Below are 20510 nucleotides of genomic sequence, written 5' to 3' on the forward strand. Positions count from 1 at the left end.
GTGTGGTGCGGTCATACAGTTTCATAGTGTTTCGGTGGTCATAGCGTGAGGGAAACGCCCGGTTACATTCCGAACCCGGAAGCTAAGCCTCATAGCGCCGATGGTACTGCAGGGGGGACCCTGTGGGAGAGTAGGACGCCGCCGAACAATCATTCACAGAAAGCCCCTCCGGGTCTCCCGGAGGGGCTTTCTGCATTTCCGGACCAGGGGCCGGCGAACCTGTCACCAGGGCACTGTTCCACCGTCGTTGAAGAACCCGCCGGTCGGTCCGCTGTCGGGCAGGGTCGCGAGGTGAATCGCGATCGCCGCGCCCTGGTGGGGAGTGCGGATGCCCTGGAAGCCGTTGAGGTCGGTGGCGGTGAAGCCGGGGCAGCCGGAGTTGATCAGGATGTTGGTGTCGCTCAGTTCCTTGGCGTATTGGACGGTGACGGCGTTGAGAAAGGTCTTGGACGCCAGGTACGCAGCGGGAATCGGGCCCATGTCGATGCCCGGCGTGGTCTGCAGGGCGAGCGAGCCGACGCTGCTGGACATGTTCACGATCCGCGGCGATGCCGAGCCGCGCAGCATGGGCAGCATCGCGTTGGTGACGCGGATGACGCCGATCACGTTGGTTTCCACCACGGCTCGTACGGTCGCGGGATCGACCGTGGTGGGCGTCTGCGGCGTACCGCCGGTGATCGCGGCGTTGTTGACCAGGACGTCGAGCCCGCCGGCGCGGTCGGCGATCAGTTCGGCCGCGGCGGCCACACTTGCGTCGTCTGCCACGTCGAGCGGAACGCCGAACGCGTCGGTGCCGACTGCGCGAAGCTTCTCCACCGCGGCGTCGCGGCGCTGTTGATCCCGCGCGCCCACGCCGATTCGCCAGCCGAGGGTGCCCAGGCCCGCCGCGATCTCGTAGCCGATTCCTTTGTTCGCACCGGTCACCAGCGCGATCGTCTGTTCACTCATGTCAGCAAGCGTGGCGCGGACTCGGGCGGGACGTCCAAGACCGATTGGGTGGGCGGCGATACCGAACGGATATCGGGCGTGGTGAGCGCCGGTACGATGACGCGGTGGAGACACGGGAGTTGCGATACTTCGTCGCCGTCGCGGAAGAGTTGCACTTCGGGCGGGCGGCGCAGCGGCTCGCCATGGCACAACCTCCGCTGTCGCGGGCGATCCAGCAGCTCGAGCGGCGGCTCGGAGTGGTTCTGCTGCACCGCACTGCTCGCGCAGTCTCCTTGACCGAGGCCGGGTCGGTGCTTCTGCGGGAGGCCCGGGTCGCACTGGACGCGGTCGAAGCCGCCGAGCGCCGCACCCGCCGCGCAGCTGCCGAACTGCCCGGTGTGGTGCTGGCCACGAAGGCCGGAGCGTCCAGCGAACTGTTGTCGAAGCTGCTGGACGCCTACGCCGCCGAGCCCGGCGCGGTCGCCGTCGAGGTGATGCTGTGCGGGCCCGGCGAGCAGGAAAGGCTGCTGCGCGACGGGCGTGCCGACGTTGCTCTGCTCCAGCGGCCCTTCGACACGACGGCCGGCCTCGACACCGAGGACCTGCACACCGAACAGCAGGTCGTGGTCCTGCCCGCAGGGCACCCCTTGGCCAACCGACCCCACATGTCGATAGCCGAGGTCACCACCCTGACGGACCTGCCCCTGCCACGGTGGCCTCGACGGGGCGGGGGCTATTCGGACGGACCTGGCCCGCAGGTGCGCGACCACACCCAGCTGTTCCAGCTGATCGCGCTGGGACGGGCCTGCGCGGTTGTGCCCGAGTCCCTCCGAGCCCACCTGCGCGACGATCATGCGACGGTGCCGGTGCCGGACGCACCGGCTGTCACGACTGTGATCGCCTGGCCGCCACACAGCAGATCCCAAGCCGTCGCCGACCTCGTCCGCACCGCGACACGCCTCTAGGGCCTCATCACGCGCTGCGGAGTCTGGTGGCCCGCCCGTGCCCCAACCTGGGAGAACTCGTTTCCAGACTATGAAGAAGACCCTTGCCACCCGAGACCCCGCTGGGCGTGAGCCCGCTCGGCCTGGGGGCGGCGTGAGCATCGCAGAAGGCACGAACAGCACAGCGGTGCTACCCGGGCCAAGGACGCGGGAGCAGCTGCACCACCTGAAGGTGGCGGGGTACGACTTCACCTGCCGGGTCCGCACCGTTTCGCGGGCTTCGGTGGGCAGGCCCATCGTCCTGCTCGGCGGGGCTCTGATGGACATGTACGACTGGCGCTTGATCGAGGCACGCCTGCCTGCCGACGCCACGATCATCACGTTCGACCTGCCCGGTTTCGGCGGTGCCTCGGCGCTGGGGGACGAGACCGTGGCCGGCTATGAGCTTCAGGCCGAGGCCGTGGTCGTCGCCCTGGACCACCTGGGCGTGAACCAGGTCAACCTGCTCGGGTACTGCTACGGCGCGGTGGTGGCCTGCCGCTTGCTCGCACACCGTGCGGACCGGGTCGCGCGGGTGGTGCTGGCCAACGTGTCGGAGGTGGTGACCCCGGAGTCACGGAAGCTGCTGACGCACGCGGCGGAGCTGGCGGAACAGGACCGGATCGAGGAGTTGTGCGATGTGCTCTGTGAGCACACCTTGGGCCCGCGCGACCGCGAGGCGCTCTCCAAGGCGACGAGGTTCGGTTTCAAGGACGTCCGGCAGCTGCCGCACGCCGCAGCAGCTCTGCGCCGGGCCCGGGACGCTCACGGCGATGCGATGCGGCAGGCGCGGGAGATCACCGTTCCGTTGCTGGTCATCTGCGGCGAACACGACGCGTTCACGCCCGCGTGGTCGGGGCTGCGGCTGGCCGAAGGGTGTGAGGGCGCGAGCAGCGTTGTGCTCGACACCGGCCACACGCCGCTGCTCGAAGCTCCCGACGTTTTCGTCGGCCACGTCATGAGCCACTTCACCGCACCCTGACGCGGCTCACTGATCCGGCGCCCTTCCCAACTCCGACTCCAGAGAGCCACGTTGATGCAGACGACAGAACCACTTGCCTCCCCGCCCGGCACGGACCGGGTGTACACGAGCCCCATCGCACAGCCCTGCCACGATCGCGAGGAGATCGCCGACACCCTGACTGCGGCCTTCACCGACGACCCGGTCTACCACTGGGCCATCCCCCTCGACCTGCCGGAGCGCGGCCGTTACCTGCACGCCTGCATGCGGGCCGAGGTCGACTTCGCGCTCGACCACGGCGGCGGCGCCGCGGTGTCCCAAGACCGCACCGGTGTCACCTTGTGGCACTCGCCGGACACCGCTCCGGGCCTGGAGGCGTACGAGGAGTTCTACGAGCGGATCGCCGCGACGGCCGGCCCGGCCGCAGAGCGTTGCCTGCAGCTGGCCGAGATCGAGTCGGGTCACCCCGCCGGCTTGCCGCGCCATGTCTACAGCGGTTTCACCGGCGTCGTCCCCGGGGCCCAGGGCAGGGGGACCAGCCTCGGCCTCGCGATGGCCGTGATCGCTGAGTGCCGTGATCGCAACGCGGCGATGTTCGCCCTGGCGACCTGTGCCCGCAACGCGGCCCTGTGGGCCCGGTACGGCGCCTACCAGTGCGGCGAGACGATGCTGCTGCCCGACGGCCGCTCCGGCCTCATCCCGATCCTCATCGACTCCCACAGGATCGAGGAGGCTCTCGGCCAGCTGCACGAACTCGCCGTGCAACGGGCCGTCGTACCGAGCTGAGGGACGATGCGATCCACGGTCCGAGGAGCAGCGGGCGCGGGATGGGCGCTACTGCGATGCCGTGGTGGCCCCGAGGATCAGGGTCGTGCCGAGGAAGGCGACCAGCAGGGTGGCGAGAACGGTCGAGAAGAGCACGTGGCCGTAGGCGGCCAGTCGGGGTACTGGCCAAGCCCGAGGCGGCCGTCAGCTGCCTCGGGCCGGACCGGGAGGTTAGTCGGCGAGCCCGTCCAGGAAGCCGAGCAGGGCCTGGTTGACCTCCTTGGGCTTCTCCTGCTGGGTCCAGTGGCCGCAGTCGGGGAGCCAGAGGGGTTCGGCGAGGTTGGGGGCGAGTTCGTTGAGGGCGGCGAGGCCGGCGCGGGCGCCGTCGTTGGCGACGACCAGGTCGTGTTCGCCGAGGATCAGGAGGGCGGGGGGCAGGATCTGGGCGTTGTGCCAGGGGGCGGTGAGGTACCAGTTGCGGTCGAGGTTGCGGTACCAGTTGAGCGGGCGGGTGAAGCCGTTGGCGGTGAACTCGGTGGCGAAGTGGGCGAGATCGTCCTCGGTGAGCCAGTCGGGGAGGTCGGTGGGCAGGGTGAACATGTCCAGGAAGCCGTTGCCCTCGGGGACCAGCGGGATGCCGTCGGGGCTGAGCCGCGGGCGGCCAGCCAGCACGGTGCGGAAGGTGGTGTACGGGTCCCGCGCGAGTTCGGCGTCGGCGACTCCGGGCTGCTGGAAGTGGACCATGTAGTAGTCGTCGCCGAGCAGTTGGCGGAACAGCTGGAGCAGCGGCATCGGCCCGCGCGGGAACGGCGGGACCGAGAGGCCGACCACGCCGCGGACCAGGTCGGGGCGGAGCAGCGCGCTGGTCCAGGCGACCGGGGCGCCCCAGTCGTGGCCGACCACCACCGCGCGGTCGGCGCCGAGGGCGGGGAGCAGGCCGAGCACGTCGCCGGACAGGTGCAGCAGGGAGTACTGGTCGACCTCGTCCGGTCCGCCCGTCCCGCCGTAGCCGCGCTGGTCGGGGGCGACCGCGTGGTAGCCGGCCTCGGCCAGGGCGACGAGCTGATGGCGCCAGGAGTACCAGCTCTCGGGGAAGCCGTGCAGCAGCAGGACCAGGGGGCCGCTGCCCGCTTCGGCGATGTGCATCGAGAGTCCGCTGGTGGACTCGATCTGACGGTGCGTGATCGTGGTCATGAGGACGGCCCTTCGCTGGCTGACGCTGGCGGAGTTGACATGGCCATCCTGCCTGCCGTCGCCGGGAGTTGGGAAGAACGGCTGACGTGGCGTCGGGAGGGTTCAGCGGCTCGGGCGGGCCACCGCCGCGGCCCGGAGCGCGACCTCGGTGGCGAACCGTACCTCGGGGTCGGCGAGCCGGTCGCCGAAGGCCCGTTCCAGCACCCGGAGCCGGTAGCGGACGGTCTGCGGGTGGACGCCGAGGTGTTCGGCGAGTTCGGCGGCGGTGGCCCGGGTGGTGAGCCAGGCGCTCAGGGTCTCCAGCAGCCGGGTCCGGCGGGTGGGGGTGAGGTCGGCGAGCGGGGCCAGGTAGCGGCGGGCGATCTGCTGGACCAGGGCCGGGTCGCCGAGCAGGAAGAGCTGGACCAGGTGGTCCTGGCAGTAGGCCAGCGGGGGTTCGGCGAAGGCGAGTAACTGCCGTGCCCAGCGCAGCGATTCGGTTGCCTCGGCGAGCGGGACGGTGAGGCCGACGGCGGCCCGGCAGCCGGCCAGTGCGGCGGCCAGGGCCGGGCGACGGACCTCGTCGACCGGTCCTGGCAGCAGCAGGTGGGGTTCGCGGTCGGCGAGGTCGATCAGGATGTCGCGGTCGAGGGCGGCCCGGTTGGGGCGGGAGCCGGGGGCCAGGGCGACCAGGGTGACTTGGTCGGGGAGTGGCCAGGCGGCGTGCTCGGCCAGTTCGGCGAGGGCGCCGCGGGCGACGGCGGTGCCGCCGAGGATGCGGCGGAGCAGTCGGCGGCGCCGGTTGTCGGGCTCCTCGCCGAGCTCGGCCATCGCCTGTAAGTAGCCCTCGCGGGAGAGTTCGGCGATCTCGCCCATGTACGCGAAGAGCGCGTCGGCGAAGGCCATCAGGACGGCGGCCGACAGGTTGTGCCGGCGGCCGACGGTGCGGACCCGGCGCAGCGCGACCTGGCAGCCGATCCGGTAGGCGTCCTGGAGCATGTCGAGGCTGCGGCCCTCGAAGGCCTCGTGCCGGCCGAAGCGTCGGCAGATCTCGTCGCGCAGCGAGGTGGTGGCGGTCGGGGCGGCGACCTGGTCGACGAAGGTGGCGATGTTCTGCTCGATGCCGACCCGGATCACCTTGGCGTTCGGCCCCTCCAGGAGTTCCCGGTACTCGGGGATGACGCCGACGATCTCGGCGGCCATCTCCTTGAGCAGACCGGGGAGTTCGGGGCGCATCACGGCCGCCAGTTCGCGCGGTATCCGGTCGATCGACGCGGTGAAGCCCGGCGCCTTGCGCGGTGTGGCCATGGGTCCCCCTGACGTCCGGCCGTTGGGCCGCACGCATACGACATGTGATGGTTCGCCGAAGATAGAGCACGAGCGGTCGACAGCGCAGTACCCAGGACACAGAACACTGCTGACGGGCAAGGGAGTTGAGTGACCGTGGCGCGCGCTGCGCTCACTTCCGGACAAAGTCGGGAAGTGGTTCTGATACGCCGGGAACAAGAAAATACCCGCTGGTAGCCGGGTTTTCCGGATCCGTGCGAGTGCCGTTGCGTGGCTTGATTACCCGCGCGTAATGTCCCGGCTCAGCGAGGGCAGCCCCACCCACCGCCCCGCTTCCGACGACGCCATGCGATCGAATCCACGCTGCCCGCAGCGGAGTTCGGCCTGCCCGGCGCCGTTACCCCACAGAAAGGACCACCCGTGCGCAAGCATGTCAAGGGCGCCCTGGTCGCCGCTGCCGGACTCACCGCGGCCGTCGGCCTGACCTTTGCCCCGAGCGCCGCCACCGCCGGTACGACCGCCACCTGGACCGCCAGCCCCGGCGGGGCCTGGACGGCCAAGGCCACCTCGCCGAAGCTCACCGACACCAAGACCGGCACCAAGCTGACCTGCAGCTCGTCCGCCGCGGCGGGCACCCTGGCGCCCAGCAGCAACGGTCTGCCGATCTCCAGCATCACCTCGGTGAGCTGGACCAGCTGTTCCGGTCCGCTCGGCATCACCTTCGCCGTCACCCCGCTGAACCTGCCCTGGTCGCTCAACGCGCTGAGCTACAACGCGACCACCGGCGTCACCACCGGCACCCTCACCGGCGTCAAGGCCCACATCAGCGGCGCCGGCTGCACCGCCGACTTCGCGGGTCCGACCAGCACCACGCCCGCCACCCTCACGGGCAGCTACAACAACTCCACCAACACCCTCACCATCAGCGGCGGCGACCTGCACGCGTACGCCGTCTCGGGCAGCTGCCTCGGCCTGCTGAACAACAACGACGCGGCCGTCTACAACGCCGCGTACGTCCTGGCCGCTCCGCAGGTCATCACCTCGCCGTGAGCTGACCCGGCGCCTTGGCGGGCCCCGACCCGGCCGATCCCGGGTCGGGGTTCCCCGTGCGCGCGGAATGTGTGCCGCGTGACCAAGCGGCGCGGCGGAATTGTCATCCGGTGACAGAAAAACCCGGCTCGGACCCCCGCCGCGAACTGTCCGCGTGCGATCACTTGTGACGTCTTGTTACCCGGCCGTAGTGTCCTGCGTCCCGAGCCCCGGTGCGCCGGCCGTGCCGGTAACCCCGCCCCCGTTCCGAGGAGTTCAGCCATGAGGGACGCAGTGCGCCGTCGCCGTGCCGTACGGCCCGCCGCCGTACTGGCGGCCGTGCTGCTGGCCGGCGCGGTGGCCGGTGCGCCGTCGGAGGCGGCGCCCGGCACGGTGACCGGCGGACCGGTGGCGGCCAAGGTGCCGCACTCGGGGGTGAACACCTGCCCGGACCCGCCGATCGGTGAGCTGGACCAGGCCAGGCTGCCGCCGGTGCCGCCCGGCGCGATGGTGCTGCCGTTCCCCGACATGGACCCGTTCCCGCCGACTCCCGCCTGTGCCTTCGCGGTTGGGTTCGCCAACGTGCACAAGCTCGGGCAGGCGTCGGTGGTCAACGACCCGGACCGGAAGCCGGTGCTGGCCGGGCTGAACCTGACCCGACGGTTCGTCACGCTCTGGGATCCGGAGCCGGGCCAGCAGCCCTACTTCGAGGCGGACTCGCTCGGCTACCTGAAACTGCCGCCCTCCGACACCACCTTCCTGACCTACGGCTTCATGCCGACCACGGCCAAGATGGAGCTGATCCCGCAGGGGCTGCTGACCATCGTGGCCACCGGCAACTCGGACTGGGAGCAGCCCGCCGAGTTCACCATCGGCGGCTACCAGTCGCTCCGGATCTACGACGTGAAGATCAACGGGACCCCGCTGGACGTCGGCCCGAACTGCCGGACCGTCAAGCCGGTGAACCTGGAGCTGAAGGGCCGTCAGGACGACTACCTGCCGGGCGGCGGCGACGGCAAGCCCGACTACACCCTGCAGGGCGGCGGCCCGCTGGCCCAACGCGACCTGACCATCCCGCCGTTCACCGGTTGCGGGACCGGCGGGGAGAACCTGGACCGGCTGTTCACCGCAGCCGTCTCCGGGCCGGGGAACACGCTGAACCTGATCCAGGGCGCGATCTGCACGCCGACCAGCGACCAGCCCAACGGGTGCGAGCCGGAGATCGAACTGTCGGCGCTGCCGCACCGCCGCTGACCGATGCCCACCAGTCGAGAGAACCGGGAGGTGCCATGGGAATCGAGGTGACCGTGGAGGGGCTGACCAAGTCCTTCGGGCGGCAGACCGTCTGGGAGGACGTCACGCTGACGCTGCCGCCCGGCGAGGTGACGGTGCTGCTCGGGCCGTCCGGCACCGGCAAGACGGTCTTCCTGAAGTCGGTGATCGGGCTGCTCAAGCCGGAGCGCGGCCGGGTGCTGGTGGACGGCGTCGACATGGTGAACAGCCCCGAGCGGGAGATCTACCGGGCCCGCCGGCTGTTCGGCCTGATGTTCCAGGACGGCGCGCTGTTCGGCTCGTTGAACCTCTTCGACAACATCGCCTTCCCGCTCCGGGAGCACACCCGGAAGAAGGAGGACGAGATCCGCCGGATCGTGATGGAGCGGATGGAGATGGTCGGCCTGGTCGGCTCGGAGGCCAAACTGCCGGGCGAGATCTCCGGCGGGATGCGCAAACGGGCCGGGCTGGCCCGGGCGTTGGTGCTGGACCCGCAGATCGTGCTCTGCGACGAGCCGGACTCCGGGCTCGACCCGGTCCGCACCTCCTACCTCTCCCAGCTGCTGATCGACCTGAATGCGCAGATCGACGCCACCATGCTGATCGTCACCCACAACCTGGACATCGCCGCCACCGTGCCGGACAACATCGGCATGCTGTTCCGCCGCGAGCTGGTCGCCTTCGGTCCGCGGGAGGATCTGCTGCGCAGTGAGCAGCCGGTGGTGCGGCAGTTCCTCAGCGGGCGGCGGGCCGGTCCGATCGGCATGTCGGAGGAGAAGGACCAGGAGCTGCAGGACCAGGAGACCGTACCGGTCGAGGAAGTGCGGCCGCTGCCGGCGCAGTTGCAGCCCTCGCCCGGGCTGCCGCCGCGCCGGGCGCTGCAGCGCAGGCTCGAGGTGGCCCGGTGACCGGCGCGCTGCGGCACACCGGGCAGCTGCTCTCGCTGTCCGCCGGTACCGTCCGGGACGTCTTCCGGCGGCCGTTCCAACTCCGGGAGCTGATCGAGCAGTTCTGGTTCCTGGCCAGTGTGACGATCCTGCCCGCCGCCCTGGTGTCGATCCCGTTCGGTGCGGTGATCGCGCTCCAGGTCGGTTCGCTCGCCCAGCAGTTGGGCGCCCAGTCGTTCACCGGCGGGGCCAGTGTGCTGGCGGTGATCCAGCAGGCCAGTCCGCTGATCGTGGCCCTGCTGATCGCCGGGGCCGGCGGGTCGGCGATCTGCGCGGACCTCGGTTCGCGGAAGATCCGCGAGGAGCTGGACGCGATGGAGGTGATGGGCGTCTCGCCCGTCCAGCGGCTGGTGGTGCCCAGGGTGCTGGCCGCGATGGCGGTGGCGGTGCTGCTGAACGGCCTGGTCTCGGTGGTCGGCACGCTCGGCGGCTACTTCTTCAACGTGGTGCTCCAGCACGGCACTCCGGGCGCGTACCTGGCCAGCTTCTCTGCGCTGGCCCAGCTGCCCGACCTGTACATCAGCGAACTGAAGGCGCTGATCTTCGGCTTCATCGCGGGCATCGTCGCCGCCTACCGGGGCCTCAACCCGCGCGGCGGCCCCAAGGGTGTCGGCGACGCGGTCAACCAGGCCGTGGTGATCACCTTCCTGCTGCTGTTCGTGGTCAACGTCGTGCTCACCGCGGTCTACCTGCGGATCATCCCGCAGAAGGGAGCCTGAGCCATGGCCCTGCTGGACCGCGCCACCCCGCCGGGCGGCCCGCCCGAGCCGCCCCGCCGCTCCCGGCTGGCCTGGCTGGAACGGACCGGCGACCACCTGCTGTTCCACCTGGCCGCGCTGCTCTGGATCCCCCGCGCGCTGTACCGCTACTTCCGCGAGGTGCAGCGGCTGTTGGCCGAAGTCGCGTTCGGCAGCGGTGGGTTGGGGGTGATCGGCGGCACGGTCGGGGTGATGATCGGGATGACCGCCGCGACCGGGACGGTGGTCGGCCTGCAGGGCCACGCGGCGATGAACCAGCTCGGCACCGCCGCCTTCACCGGCTTCGTCTCCGCCTACTTCAACACCCGCGAGATCGCCCCGCTGGTGGCCGGGCTCGCGCTGTCCGCCACGGTCGGCGCGGGCTTCACCGCCCAGCTCGGCGCGATGCGGATCAACGAGGAGGTGGACGCGCTGGAGGGGATGGGTGTCCGCAGCCTGCCGTACCTGGTGACCACCCGGATCATCGCCGGGGTGGTCGCGGTGCTGCCGCTCTACGGCATCGGCCTGCTCTCCTCGTACGCCGCCTCGCGCGCGGTGACCGTGCTGGTCAACGGGCAGTCACCCGGCACCTACGACCACTACTTCGACCTCTTCCTGGCGCCGGCGGACGTGCTGCTGTCCGGCTTCAAGGTGCTGGTCTTCAGCGTGATCGTGATCCTGGCGCACTGCTACTACGGCTTCCACGCCAAGGGCGGTCCGGCCGGGGTCGGGATCGCGGTCGGCCGCTCGGTGCGGAACGCCATCGTGATCATCAGCATCACCGACTTCTTCCTCTCGCTCGCCATCTGGGGAGCCACCACCACCGTGCGGGTGGCCGGATGAGCCCCCGTCGATCCGGTCGGCTGGCGGCCGGAGTGGTCTTCCTGCTGGTGCCCGCGCTGCTCGCCGGCGTCTGTGTCGCGGTCTACGACCGGACCTTCGCCGACGAGACCACCGTCACCCTGGAGACCACCGCCGCCGGTAACGAGCTTCACGTCAACGCCGACGTGAAGCTGCGCGGCGTGGTGGTCGGCCGGGTCCGTGAGGTCGGCGCGGACGGCGACCGGGCCAGGCTCACGCTGGCGCTCGACCCGGCGCAACTGACCGGCATCCCGGCCGGGGTGACGGCCCAGCTGCTGCCCACCACCCTGTTCGGCGAACGCTTCGTGGCGCTGGTGCCCCCGGCCGCCGCCTCCGGCGACGCGCTGCGGGCGGGCGCCGTGATCGCCCAGGACCGGTCCGCCGAGGCCGTCGAGCTCGAACAGGTCCTGGACCACCTGCTGCCGCTGCTCTCCGCCGTCCAGCCCGAGAAGCTCTCCGCCACCCTGCACGCCGTCTCCACCGCGCTGCGCGGACGGGGTGCCCAGCTCGGGACCACGTTGGTCGAACTCGACTCCTACCTGGCCGGTCTCAACCCCGAACTCCCGGCCCTCACCCGGGACATCGGGCAACTGGTGACGGTCAGTCGGACGTACGGCGACGCCGCCCCCGAGCTCCTCCAGGCGCTCACCGACCTGACCACCACCAGCGGCACGCTGGACCGGCAGCAGGCCGGCCTGCGCGCGCTGTACGCGGCGGGCAGCGCGAGCGCGCGGGACCTGACCGACTTCCTGCAGCGCAACCGGTCCACCCTGATCCGGCTCTCCGCCGACAGCCGGGCCACCCTGGAACTGCTCGCCGAGTACGCCCCCGCCTTCCCCTGCACGCTGCGCACGCTGGCCGACTTCGTGCCGGTGATGGACAAGGCGCTCGGCAAGGGCACCGACCAACCCGGCCTGCACGTCACCGTCTCCACCCTGCCCTCGCGGGGCAGGTACCAGCCCGGCAAGGACGCTCCCGCGTACACCGCCACCGGCGGGCCCAAGTGCTACGACACCCCCTACACCGGCCGCGGCAGCACGCCGCCCGCCGCCACGGCGGGGGAGGGCTTCCCGATGCCCGCCGCGCTCGGCCTCGGCCTGCCCAACTCACCGCAGGAGAACGCGCTGGTGAACGAACTCCTGGCCCCTGGACGGGACTTGCCGGACTGGAGCAGCGTGCTGGCCGGGCCGCTGCTGCGCGGAGCCGAGGTGGAGCTGCGATGAGACGCCGCAGTCTGGCCGCGCCGATCGCCAAGTCGCTGGTCTTCATCCTGGTCACCGCCCTCGCCACCACCGCACTGGCGCTCGGCATCGCCGACACCGGCCTGGGCGACGCCACCTCCGGCTACCGGGCCCGGTTCACCGACGTGACCGGCCTGACCGTCGGCGACAGCGTGCGGATCGCCGGGGTGCGGGTCGGCGAGGTCGACGGGGTCACCGTGGTGGACCGCCGGTACGCCCAGGTGAGCTTCTCGGTCCGCCGGGGCACCCAGCTGCCCGGCTCGGTCACCGCCTCGGTCAAGTACCTCAATCTGGTCGGGCAGCGCTACCTCGAACTCGAGCGCGGCACCGGACCGTTGGCCGAGCGGCTGGCGCCGGGCGCCACCATCCCGCTGGAGCGCACCCGGCCCGCGCTCGACCTGACCCAGCTGTTCAGCGGTTTCCAGCCGCTCTTCCAGGGCCTGTCGCCGACCGAGGTGAACCGGCTCGCCGAGGAGATCGTCCAGGTGCTCCAGGGTCAGGGCGGCACGGTGGACAGCCTGTTGCGCAGCATCGGTTCGCTGACCGGCACGCTGGCCGCCAAGGACGAGGTGATCGGCCGGGTGATCGACAACCTGAACACGGTGGTCGCCACCGTCAACACCCACGAGCAGGGCTTCACCGAACTGGTCTCCACGCTCCAGCAGTTGGTGGCCGGCTTCGCCCGCGACCGGCAGCCGATCGGCGAGGCCGTACAGGCCCTGGGCGCCCTCACCACCAGTACCGCCGGTCTGCTCCGGGACAGCCGCCCGCCGCTCAAGGACACCATCGGCCAGCTCGGCAGGCTCTCCACCGGCCTGGCCGAGCACAGCACCCAGCTGGAGGGCTTCCTCCAGCGCAGCCCCGAGAAGCTGCGCACGCTGGGCCGGCTGGCCAGTTACGGGTCCTGGTTCAACCTCTACCTCTGCCAGGCCAGGGTCTCCGGCGTCGGCACCACCGACGGCAGCGCCCCGCCCACCGGCATCGGCGTCACCGAACCGAGGTGTCAGGGATGAACCGTCCGCTGCTGAAGCCGCTGCGCGAGCGTAACCAGGCCCTGGTCGGAGCCGTCGGGCTGCTGCTGATCCTGCTGCTGTCCGCCGTCGCGTACCAGGCCGACCGGCTGCCGCTGCTCGGCCAAGGGACCGGGTACACCGCCGAGTTCACCGAGGCGGGCGGCCTGCGGCCGGGCAACGAGGTCCGGGTCGCCGGGGCCAAGGTCGGCAAGGTGACCGAGGTCGGCCTGGCCGGTGCCAAGGTCAGAGTGGCGTTCCGGGTCAAGGACACCTGGCTCGGCGACGCCTCCACCGCCGCGATCGGCATCCGCACCCTGCTGGGGGAGAAGTACCTCGCCCTCGACCCGCTGGGTGCGGCCGAGCAGGACCCGGACCGGACCATCCCGGCCACCCGGACCACCTCGCCGTACGACGTCACCCAGGCGCTGGACGGGCTCGGCAAGACGCTCGGCGCGATCGACACCGCCAAGTTGGCCGAGAGCTTCCGCACCGTCGCCGACACCTTCAAGGACACCCCCGCCTCGGTGCGCAGCGCCGCCGACGGGCTCTCCGCCCTCTCCCGCACCGTCGCCGACCGGGACGCCCAGCTGGCCCGGCTGCTCAGCGGCAGCGCCCGGCTGAGCAAGACCGTGAGCGACCAGAATGGCCGGTTCGCCGCGCTGCTCAGCGACGGCGACCAACTGCTCGCCGAGATCCAGCGGCGCCGCGCGGCCGTCCACCAACTGCTCACTGGCACAAGCGAACTGGGCGCCCAGCTGACCGGTCTGGTCCGGGACCAGGAGCGGCAGCTCGCACCGACGCTGGCCGCGCTGGACCGGGTCACCGGGGTGCTGCGGGCCAACCAGCAGAGCCTGGACCAGACCCTCGCCCTGGTCGGCCCGTACTACCGGCTGATGGGCAACACGCTCGGCAACGGCCGTTGGTTCGACACCTACCTGTGCGGGGTGGTGCCCCGGTCCTACCTGCCTGACGGGACGTCACCCGCCACCGGCTGCCTGCCGAACCGCCCGGAAGGAGGCCGGGGATGAAGCGGCCGGGTACCAGGACCTCCGTCGTCATCGCCACCGGTGCGGCGCTCGCCGCGCTGGTGGCCGCCCTGATCGCCGTCCCCGGCCCGGAGGGAAGCCGGGTGACGGTGTACTTCGACCACGCCGTGGGCGTCTACGCGGGCTCCGACCTGCGGGTACTCGGCGTCAAGGTCGGCACCGTGGACGCCGTCCGCCCCGAGGGCGAGCGGGTCCGGGTGCAGCTCACCCTCGACCACGGGGTGAAGGTCCCGGCCGACGCCTCGGCCGTGGTGGTCGCCCCGAGCGTGGTCGCCGACCGGTACGTCCAGCTCACCCCGGCCTGGACCGGCGGCCCGCTGCTGGCCGACCGGGCGGTGATCCCGGCCGACCGCACCGCCGAGCCGGTGGAGATCGACCAGCTCTACCGGAGCCTGACCGACCTCAGCACCGCGCTCGGGCCCGACGGCGCCAACGCCGGCGGGGCGCTGTCCCGGCTGCTCGACGCCGGGGCCCGCAACCTGGACGGCAACGGCCGGGCGATCGGCGACAGCATCGAACAGCTCGGCCGGGCGGCCAAGACGCTCTCCGGCCGCAGCGACGACCTGTTCGGCACGCTCACCCAGCTGCAGTCCTTCACCACCATGCTGCGGGAGAACGACAGCCAGGTCCGCTCCGCCACCGACCGGCTGGCCGACGTCAGCGGCTTCCTGGCCCAGGACAAGGAGGAGCTCGGGCTCGCGCTGCGGAACCTCGCGGTGGCGCTCGGCGAGGTGAAGACCTTCGTCGAGCAGAACCGGACCCGACTGGCGCACAGCGTCGACCAGTTGGTCCCGATCACGCAGAGCCTGGTGGACCAGCGGGCCTCGCTGGCCGAACTGCTCGACACCGCCCCGCTGGCGGCCGGCAACCTGCTGCGCGCCTACGATCCGGCGGCCGGGACTCTGGCCGGCCGGGCCAACCTGACCGAGATCGCCGCCCTGCCGCTACCACTGCCCGGAGTGGCCCGATGAGACGTCAACTCCTTTTGCTCCCCTTGGTGTTGCTGACCGGCTGCGCGGGCTTCGGCGGCGTGCAGGACCTGCCGCTGCCGGGCGGCGCCGACCTCGGCGACCACCCGTACCAGGTGTCCGCGCGATTCGCCGACGTGCTGAGCCTGGTCCCGCAGTCGGCCGTCAAGGTCAACGGCGTCGCGGTCGGCCGGGTGACCGGGATCGAGTTCTCGCCGGACGACTGGACCGCCGTGGTCACCCTCCGGCTGAACGGCAACGTCCGGCTGCCCGCCAACAGTTACGCCCAGCTCGCGCAGTCCGGCCTGCTCGGCGAGAAGTACGTCCGGCTGAGCGCGCCGCCCGCCACCGAGCCGGCCCAGGGCGCGCTGGCCGACGGCGCGGTCATCCCCGACAGCAGGACCGGCCGGTCCACCGAGGTCGAGGAGGTGTTCGGCGCGCTGTCCATGCTGCTGAACGGTGGCGGGATCGACCAACTGCGCAGCATCAACACCGAGCTCGGCAAGGCACTGACCGGCAACGAGGCCCAGATCCGCTCGGTGCTCGACCGGCTGAACACCTTCACCGGCGAACTCGACGCGCACCGCGCCGAGTTGACCGCCGCGCTGGACGGCATCGACCGGCTCGCCGGCACCCTGGCCACCCGGGACCAGCAGATCGGCACCGTCCTGACCGGGCTCAGCCCGGGCCTGACCGTACTGGAGCAGCAGCGCGGCGACCTGCTCACCCTGCTGCGCTCACTGGACACCCTCTCGGGTGTCGCCGTCGACACCGTCAACCGCAGCCGGGACGACCTGGTGGCCGACCTCAAGGCGATCGCCCCCACCCTGCAACGGCTGGCCGACGCGGGCAAGGCACTGCCGGACTCGCTCCAGGTGCTGCTCACCTACCCGTTCACCGACGAGGTGCTGCGCGGCGTCAAGGGCGACTACCTGAACGTGTACCTGGACCTGGCCGCCGCACCGGGCACCCGGATCATCCCCGAGCTGGACCCCAACGACACGGCCGACCCGCCGCCCCGGCCGGACCCGGAACCCCCAGCCCGGCGGCTGCCGCTGCCGCTGCCCTCCGTCACCGGACCGTCCGGAAAGGCGCGCTGATGCCCACCCTCGCCGTCCGGCTGAAGAACCTCGGCTTCCTGCTGATCGCCGTCCTGGTGCTCGGCTACATCGCGGTCCGGCACGCCGATCTCGGCCGGTACGTCGGGCTGCGCGGCTACTACCAGGTGGACGTCCGACTGGAGCGCACCGGCGGCCTGTTCGAGCACGCCGACGTCACCTACCGGGGTGTCTCGGTCGGCCGGGTCGGCCCGATCCGGCTCACCCCGGACGGCGTCCGGGCCGAGCTGCGGATCTCCCGGGACGCGCCGCCGATCCCGGACCGGCTGAAGGCCGTGGTCGCCAACCTGTCCGCCGTCGGCGAGCAGTACATCGACCTGCGCCCCAGCACCGACCAGCCGCCGTACCTGCGGGACGGGTCCGAGATCGCCCGCGCCGACACCGGAGTCCCGGCACCTGTCACCGACATGCTCGGCCGGGTGGACGCGTTGGTCGGTTCCGTCCCGCTGAGCTCGCTGCGCACCGTGGTGGACGAGTTCGGCACCGCCTTCAACGGCCAGGCGGACAACCTGCAGGCGCTGCTGGACGGCAGCCGGGGCTTCCTGACCGCGGCGAGCGGCGCGCTGCCCGCCACCACCCGGCTGATCGTGGACGGCGAGGCGGTGCTGCGGACCCAGGCCGAGGAGTCCTCGGCGATCCGCTCCTTCGCCACCGGTGCCGCCGAGCTGGCGGACCGGCTCGCCCGTTCCGACGGCGACCTGCGACGGTTGATCGCCACCGGCCCGGGGGCGGCCGACCAGGTGAGCGCCTTGGTGAAGGACCTGGACCCCGGCCTGAGCGTCCTGCTGGCCAACCTGCTGACCACCGCCGAACTCGGCGTCACCCGGCAGCACGGCATCGAGGAACTGCTGGTCCGGCTCCCGGCCGCGGCCGCCGCCGGAGCGACCGCGGTCACCGCCGACGGCGCCCGGCTGGGCATGGCCGTCACCTTCTTCTCGCCGCTGCCCTGCACGGACGGCTACCAGGGCACCGTCTACCGCAACGGCCTGGACACCTCGCCCGGGACCTTCAACGCCGACGCCCGCTGCAACGCACCTGCGGGCAGCGGGACTTCGGTCCGCGGCTCGGGCAACGCGCCCAAGGGCGGCGTCCCGACACCGGTCGCGCCGGCGACGCCGGGAGCCGGCCGGTGAGGGCGAGGTGGGCGAGGTGGGCCTGGGCCGTGGCGCTGTCCGTGCTGGCGTTCGGCGGGCTGAGCCACTGGCAGGCGCGCAGCGAGACGGCCGGTGAGCGGGCCCGCTCCGGCGCGCTGGCCGCGGGCCGGACCGCGGTGGCCGTACTGACCAGCGCGGACGCCGCCGACCCGGCGGCCACCCGGGCCCGCTGGCTGTCCGTCACCCACGCACCGCTGCGCGACCGGCTGGCGGCTGCCCCGGCCGCGGACCTGACGGTGCGCGCCACCGTCGCCGGAGCGGCCCTCACCGCGCTCGACCCGGCGGCCGGCACGGCCCGGCTGATCGCCGTGGTCCGGCTCGAACTGGTCGCCACCACCGGCGCGTTGAGCACCGACCGGCGCCGGGTGACGGTCGCGCTGACCCGGACCGGGGACGGCTGGAAGGCCGCCGACCTGGCGACCGTACCGGTGGAGGCGGTGTGAGACGACACCTGCACCGGGCGGCACTGCTCCTGGTCCTGCTCGCCGGGCTCGCGCTGTTGGTCACCGGGCAGCTGATCCGCAGCGGCGCCGACACCGCCGACCACGCGCTCACCGACCGGGCGGCCACCGACCGGGTCGCCGAGCAGGTCGGGGCTGCGCTCGGGCGGGCCTTCTCCTACTCGGCCACCGACAGCGAGAGCACCAGGACGGCGGCCCGGGCGGCGTTCGCCGGAGCGGCGGGGGAGCAGTACAAGGCCCTCACCGAGCAACTCGGCGGCTGGGTCGGCGAACAGCAACTCACCCTCACCAGCCGGGTGGTGAGCACCGGAGTGGTCCGGCTCACCGCCGACCGGGCCGAGCTGCTGGTGCTGCTCGACCAGAGCGCCCGACGCGCGGAGGGTCCGCCCACCCGCACCGCCGCCCAACTGCTGGTCAGCGCCCGGCTGGACGGCGGCCGATGGCTGGTCACCGAACTCAAGTCCCTGTAACGGAGGAGCAGATGACAGTGCGTGCGATTCGCGACCGGCTGCCGGTGCTCGCGGTCTGCCTGCTGCTGGCGGCGATGGTCGCGGCGGGCTGGGGCGGCTGGTCCTGGTACGCCGCCGCGCACGACGGCTCCGCCGACCTGGCCCGGGCCAGGGACCAGGCGCTCGCGGCGGGCGAGCAGGCCGTACAGAACCTGAACACCCTCGACCACGCCGCGCTGGCGCCCGGACTCGACCTGTGGGAACAGTCCACCACCGGCGAGCTGCACAGCCAACTGGTGCAGGGGCGCGGCGAGTTCGAGAAGCAGGTCAAGCAGGCCGGGAGCGTCACCACCGCCCACGTACTGGACGGCGCGGTCACCGAGCTGGACGAACGGTCCGGCCAGGCGGCCGTCCTGATCGCGGTCCGGATCACGGTCCGGACCGGGCAGGAGCAGCCGGTCACCAAGGACAGCCGGATGCTCGGCCGGCTCACCAGAACGGGCGAGGGCTGGAAGCTCAGCGCCCTCGGCCAGGCCCCGATGGGCACCACCGCGTCGCCCGCCGGGCAGTGAGGAGCACCACCGCCATGTCGAGCACCACCACCCGCCACCTGATCAACCGTCAGCGCCGCCTGGCCGCCGCCCGTCCGCCCGCCGCCCCACTCCCGGTGGTGCGTCCGCCGCGCCGTCGCCGGCTCCCCGCCGTGCTGCTCGCATTGACCGTCCTGCTCGGCGGCTTCGCCACCTGGTCGGCCCTGGCCGCCGCCGACCTGCGGGCCGACGCCGGACAGCACAACACGGCCCTCACCGACCCGGCTGCCACCAGCGAGGTCAAGGGCCGGATCACCGAGGCGGTGAACGCCTTGTTCTCCTTCACCCACGCCGACCCGGCCCGCACCGACCAGGCGGCCCAGCGGCTGCTCACCGGCCGGGCGGTGGAGCAGCACGCCACGCTGCTGGCCCAGGTCCGCGCCCAGGCGGCGGCGAAGAAACTGCTGCTCACCACCACCGTCACGGACGCGGCGGTGGCCGCTCTGGACGGCGACCGGGCCCGGCTGCTGATCTTCGCCGACCAGCGCAACACCAGCACCGCCGACGGAGCCAAGGACGCCGCGAGCTACTCCGCCGCGATGTTCGCCGTCGACGCGGTCCGTACCGACGGGAGCTGGCGGATCGAGAACATCGACACCTACGGCCGCTGAGGCGTCGTCAGCGCTGCGCGCGCTTCTCGGCGCGGGCCTCGGCCTCCGCCTCGTCCTCGGCTTCGGCGACCTCCAGGGTGGGGGCGGTGCCGCCGAGGTGGGCGGGGAGCCACCAGGTGTCGTCGGGGCCGGTGGGCTTGCCGGGGTACTCGCGCTGGGCCTGCTCGAGCATCTCGGTCATCGCGGCCCGCAGGCGGCGGGTGACCATGACGGGCTTGTCGCCGGGCTCCAGCTCGATCGGCTTGCCGATCATGATGGTGACCGGGACGTGGCGCTTGGTCAGGGTCTTCGGACGGCCCTTGGTCCAGAGCTGCTGGGTGCCCCAGAGGATCACCGGGAGCAGCGGGGCGCCGGAGTCGGCGGCCATCCGGGCGGCGCCGGTCTTGAACTTCTTCAGCGTGAAGGAGCGGCTGATGGTGGCCTCGGGGAAGACACCGACCACCTCGCCGGCCCGGAGCGCCTTGACGGCGGCGTCGTACGCGGGCTGCCCGTCGGTGCGGTCCACCGGGATGTGCTTCATGCCGCGCATCAGGGGGCCGGAGACGCCGTGCTTGAAGACGTCGTCCTTGGCCATGAAGCGGGTCTTGCGCTTGCCGCCCTTGAAGGCGCCGAGCCCGGCGAAGAGGAAGTCCAGGTAGCTGATGTGGTTGCTCACCAGCACGGCGCCGCCCTGGGCGGGGATGTTCTCCGCACCGACGATCTTGATCTGGCAGTCCAGCGCCCGGAACACGGCGAGCGCCGTGCGGATCACCGGCGGGTAGACGAACTCTGCCACGGGTCAGCCCTACTTCCCACGGGCTTGGGGCCCGGTCAGGTGGTCCCGGGGCGCGGGCGAGCCGGACCGGAGGCACGGCAGGCCGCGGTGGCCCCGGGTGATACACCCGAATGATCCCCCGAAGGATGGTCGGATGTCACGC

General features: G+C 71.9%; 21 protein-coding genes, 1 rRNA gene and 1 pseudogene. 19 read left to right on the plus strand and 4 right to left on the minus strand.

Annotated elements, in window-relative coordinates; all coding sequences use genetic code 11:
- The first annotated feature begins 30 nt into the window (after positions 1-30).
- Positions 31-147: ribosomal RNA gene (gene rrf / locus F4556_RS30945) — 5S ribosomal RNA — on the plus strand.
- Between the two features lie 75 nt (positions 148-222).
- Here rrf and F4556_RS30950 read toward each other — a convergent pair.
- Positions 223-948, minus strand: a complete 726-nt coding sequence (locus F4556_RS30950) for an SDR family NAD(P)-dependent oxidoreductase (protein WP_184921938.1) — start codon at positions 946-948, stop codon at positions 223-225.
- Between the two features lie 104 nt (positions 949-1052).
- On the opposite strand from F4556_RS30950, the gene F4556_RS30955 reads away from it, so the two are divergent.
- The 3 genes from F4556_RS30955 (at position 1053) to F4556_RS30965 (ending at position 3657) form a co-directional block, all read left to right on the plus strand.
- A complete protein-coding gene (locus tag F4556_RS30955) occupies positions 1053-1892 on the plus strand; it encodes a LysR family transcriptional regulator (RefSeq protein WP_184921940.1) in 840 nt (279 codons plus the stop codon).
- Positions 1893-2025: 133 nt separating this feature from the next.
- Positions 2026-2892, plus strand: a complete 867-nt coding sequence (locus F4556_RS30960) for an alpha/beta fold hydrolase (protein WP_184921942.1) — start codon at positions 2026-2028, stop codon at positions 2890-2892.
- A 99-nt stretch (positions 2893-2991) separates the two neighbouring features.
- Positions 2992-3657 carry a hypothetical protein gene (locus F4556_RS30965; RefSeq protein WP_184921944.1) on the plus strand — a complete coding sequence of 222 codons (666 nt, stop codon included), beginning with the start codon at positions 2992-2994 and terminating at the stop codon, positions 3655-3657.
- A gap of 210 nt (positions 3658-3867) precedes the next feature.
- Here F4556_RS30965 and F4556_RS30970 read toward each other — a convergent pair whose 3' ends face one another.
- On the minus strand, positions 3868-4830 hold the full coding sequence (locus tag F4556_RS30970; RefSeq protein ID WP_184921946.1) for an alpha/beta fold hydrolase: 963 nt from the start codon (positions 4828-4830) through the stop codon (positions 3868-3870).
- A 102-nt stretch (positions 4831-4932) separates the two neighbouring features.
- Positions 4933-6117, minus strand: a complete 1185-nt coding sequence (locus tag F4556_RS30975) for a PucR family transcriptional regulator (RefSeq protein WP_246511135.1) — start codon at positions 6115-6117, stop codon at positions 4933-4935.
- A 399-nt stretch (positions 6118-6516) separates the two neighbouring features.
- Here F4556_RS30975 and F4556_RS30980 point away from each other — a divergent pair, with 399 nt between their 5' ends.
- The 15 genes and pseudogenes from F4556_RS30980 to F4556_RS31050 all read left to right on the plus strand — a co-directional run bounded on the left by F4556_RS30980 (position 6517) and on the right by F4556_RS31050 (position 19593).
- Positions 6517-7146 carry a hypothetical protein gene (locus F4556_RS30980; protein ID WP_184921948.1) on the plus strand — a complete coding sequence of 210 codons (630 nt, stop codon included), beginning with the start codon at positions 6517-6519 and terminating at the stop codon, positions 7144-7146.
- Between the two features lie 261 nt (positions 7147-7407).
- Positions 7408-8379 carry a hypothetical protein gene (locus F4556_RS30985; RefSeq protein WP_184921950.1) on the plus strand — a complete coding sequence of 324 codons (972 nt, stop codon included), beginning with the start codon at positions 7408-7410 and terminating at the stop codon, positions 8377-8379.
- A 35-nt stretch (positions 8380-8414) separates the two neighbouring features.
- Positions 8415-9293: pseudogene (locus F4556_RS30990) on the plus strand (ABC transporter ATP-binding protein); the annotation flags it as partial.
- 8 nt (positions 9294-9301) lie between these two features.
- Positions 9302-10063, plus strand: a complete 762-nt coding sequence (locus F4556_RS30995) for an MlaE family ABC transporter permease (RefSeq protein WP_184921962.1) — start codon at positions 9302-9304, stop codon at positions 10061-10063.
- A gap of 3 nt (positions 10064-10066) precedes the next feature.
- Positions 10067-10924: an MlaE family ABC transporter permease gene (locus tag F4556_RS31000; RefSeq protein WP_184921964.1), complete on the plus strand. Its 858-nt coding sequence runs from the start codon at positions 10067-10069 to the stop codon at positions 10922-10924.
- Entirely contained in the window at positions 10921-12165 is a 1245-nt protein-coding gene (locus F4556_RS31005) for an MCE family protein (protein ID WP_184921966.1), read from the plus strand. The genes F4556_RS31000 and F4556_RS31005 overlap by 4 nt, the downstream gene beginning before the upstream one ends.
- The gene (locus tag F4556_RS31010; RefSeq protein WP_184921968.1) at positions 12162-13196 is read left to right on the plus strand and encodes an MCE family protein; all 1035 of its coding nucleotides are present in this window, start codon (positions 12162-12164) and stop codon (positions 13194-13196) included. The genes F4556_RS31005 and F4556_RS31010 overlap by 4 nt, the downstream gene beginning before the upstream one ends.
- Entirely contained in the window at positions 13193-14224 is a 1032-nt protein-coding gene (locus F4556_RS31015; RefSeq protein WP_184921970.1) for an MCE family protein, read from the plus strand. The genes F4556_RS31010 and F4556_RS31015 overlap by 4 nt, the downstream gene beginning before the upstream one ends.
- Positions 14221-15213 carry an MCE family protein gene (locus F4556_RS31020; protein WP_184921972.1) on the plus strand — a complete coding sequence of 331 codons (993 nt, stop codon included), beginning with the start codon at positions 14221-14223 and terminating at the stop codon, positions 15211-15213. Before F4556_RS31015 ends, F4556_RS31020 begins: the two co-directional genes overlap by 4 nt.
- Positions 15210-16310, plus strand: a complete 1101-nt coding sequence (locus F4556_RS31025; RefSeq protein ID WP_184921974.1) for an MCE family protein — start codon at positions 15210-15212, stop codon at positions 16308-16310. The genes F4556_RS31020 and F4556_RS31025 overlap by 4 nt, the downstream gene beginning before the upstream one ends.
- A complete protein-coding gene (locus F4556_RS31030) occupies positions 16310-17461 on the plus strand; it encodes an MlaD family protein (RefSeq protein ID WP_184921976.1) in 1152 nt (383 codons plus the stop codon). The genes F4556_RS31025 and F4556_RS31030 overlap by 1 nt, the downstream gene beginning before the upstream one ends.
- A 29-nt stretch (positions 17462-17490) precedes the next feature.
- Positions 17491-17925, plus strand: coding sequence for a hypothetical protein (locus tag F4556_RS31035; protein WP_184921978.1), 435 nt, complete (start codon positions 17491-17493; stop codon positions 17923-17925).
- Positions 17922-18413, plus strand: a complete 492-nt coding sequence (locus tag F4556_RS31040) for a hypothetical protein (RefSeq protein ID WP_184921980.1) — start codon at positions 17922-17924, stop codon at positions 18411-18413. The genes F4556_RS31035 and F4556_RS31040 overlap by 4 nt, the downstream gene beginning before the upstream one ends.
- Positions 18414-18424: 11 nt before the next feature.
- Complete coding sequence (locus F4556_RS31045; RefSeq protein ID WP_184921982.1) at positions 18425-18964, plus strand: Rv1363c family protein; 540 nt, start codon at positions 18425-18427, stop codon at positions 18962-18964.
- A gap of 14 nt (positions 18965-18978) precedes the next feature.
- Positions 18979-19593, plus strand: a complete 615-nt coding sequence (locus tag F4556_RS31050; protein WP_184921984.1) for a hypothetical protein — start codon at positions 18979-18981, stop codon at positions 19591-19593.
- A 7-nt stretch (positions 19594-19600) separates the two neighbouring features.
- Here F4556_RS31050 and F4556_RS31055 read toward each other — a convergent pair whose 3' ends face one another.
- Positions 19601-20368 (minus strand): lysophospholipid acyltransferase family protein, encoded by a 768-nt coding sequence (locus F4556_RS31055; protein WP_184921986.1) that lies wholly within the window; start codon positions 20366-20368, stop codon positions 19601-19603.
- Between the last annotated feature and the right edge of the window lie 142 nt (positions 20369-20510).

The organism is Kitasatospora gansuensis, from assembly GCF_014203705.1.
GTDB classification, from domain to species: Bacteria; Actinomycetota; Actinomycetes; order Streptomycetales; family Streptomycetaceae; genus Kitasatospora; species Kitasatospora gansuensis.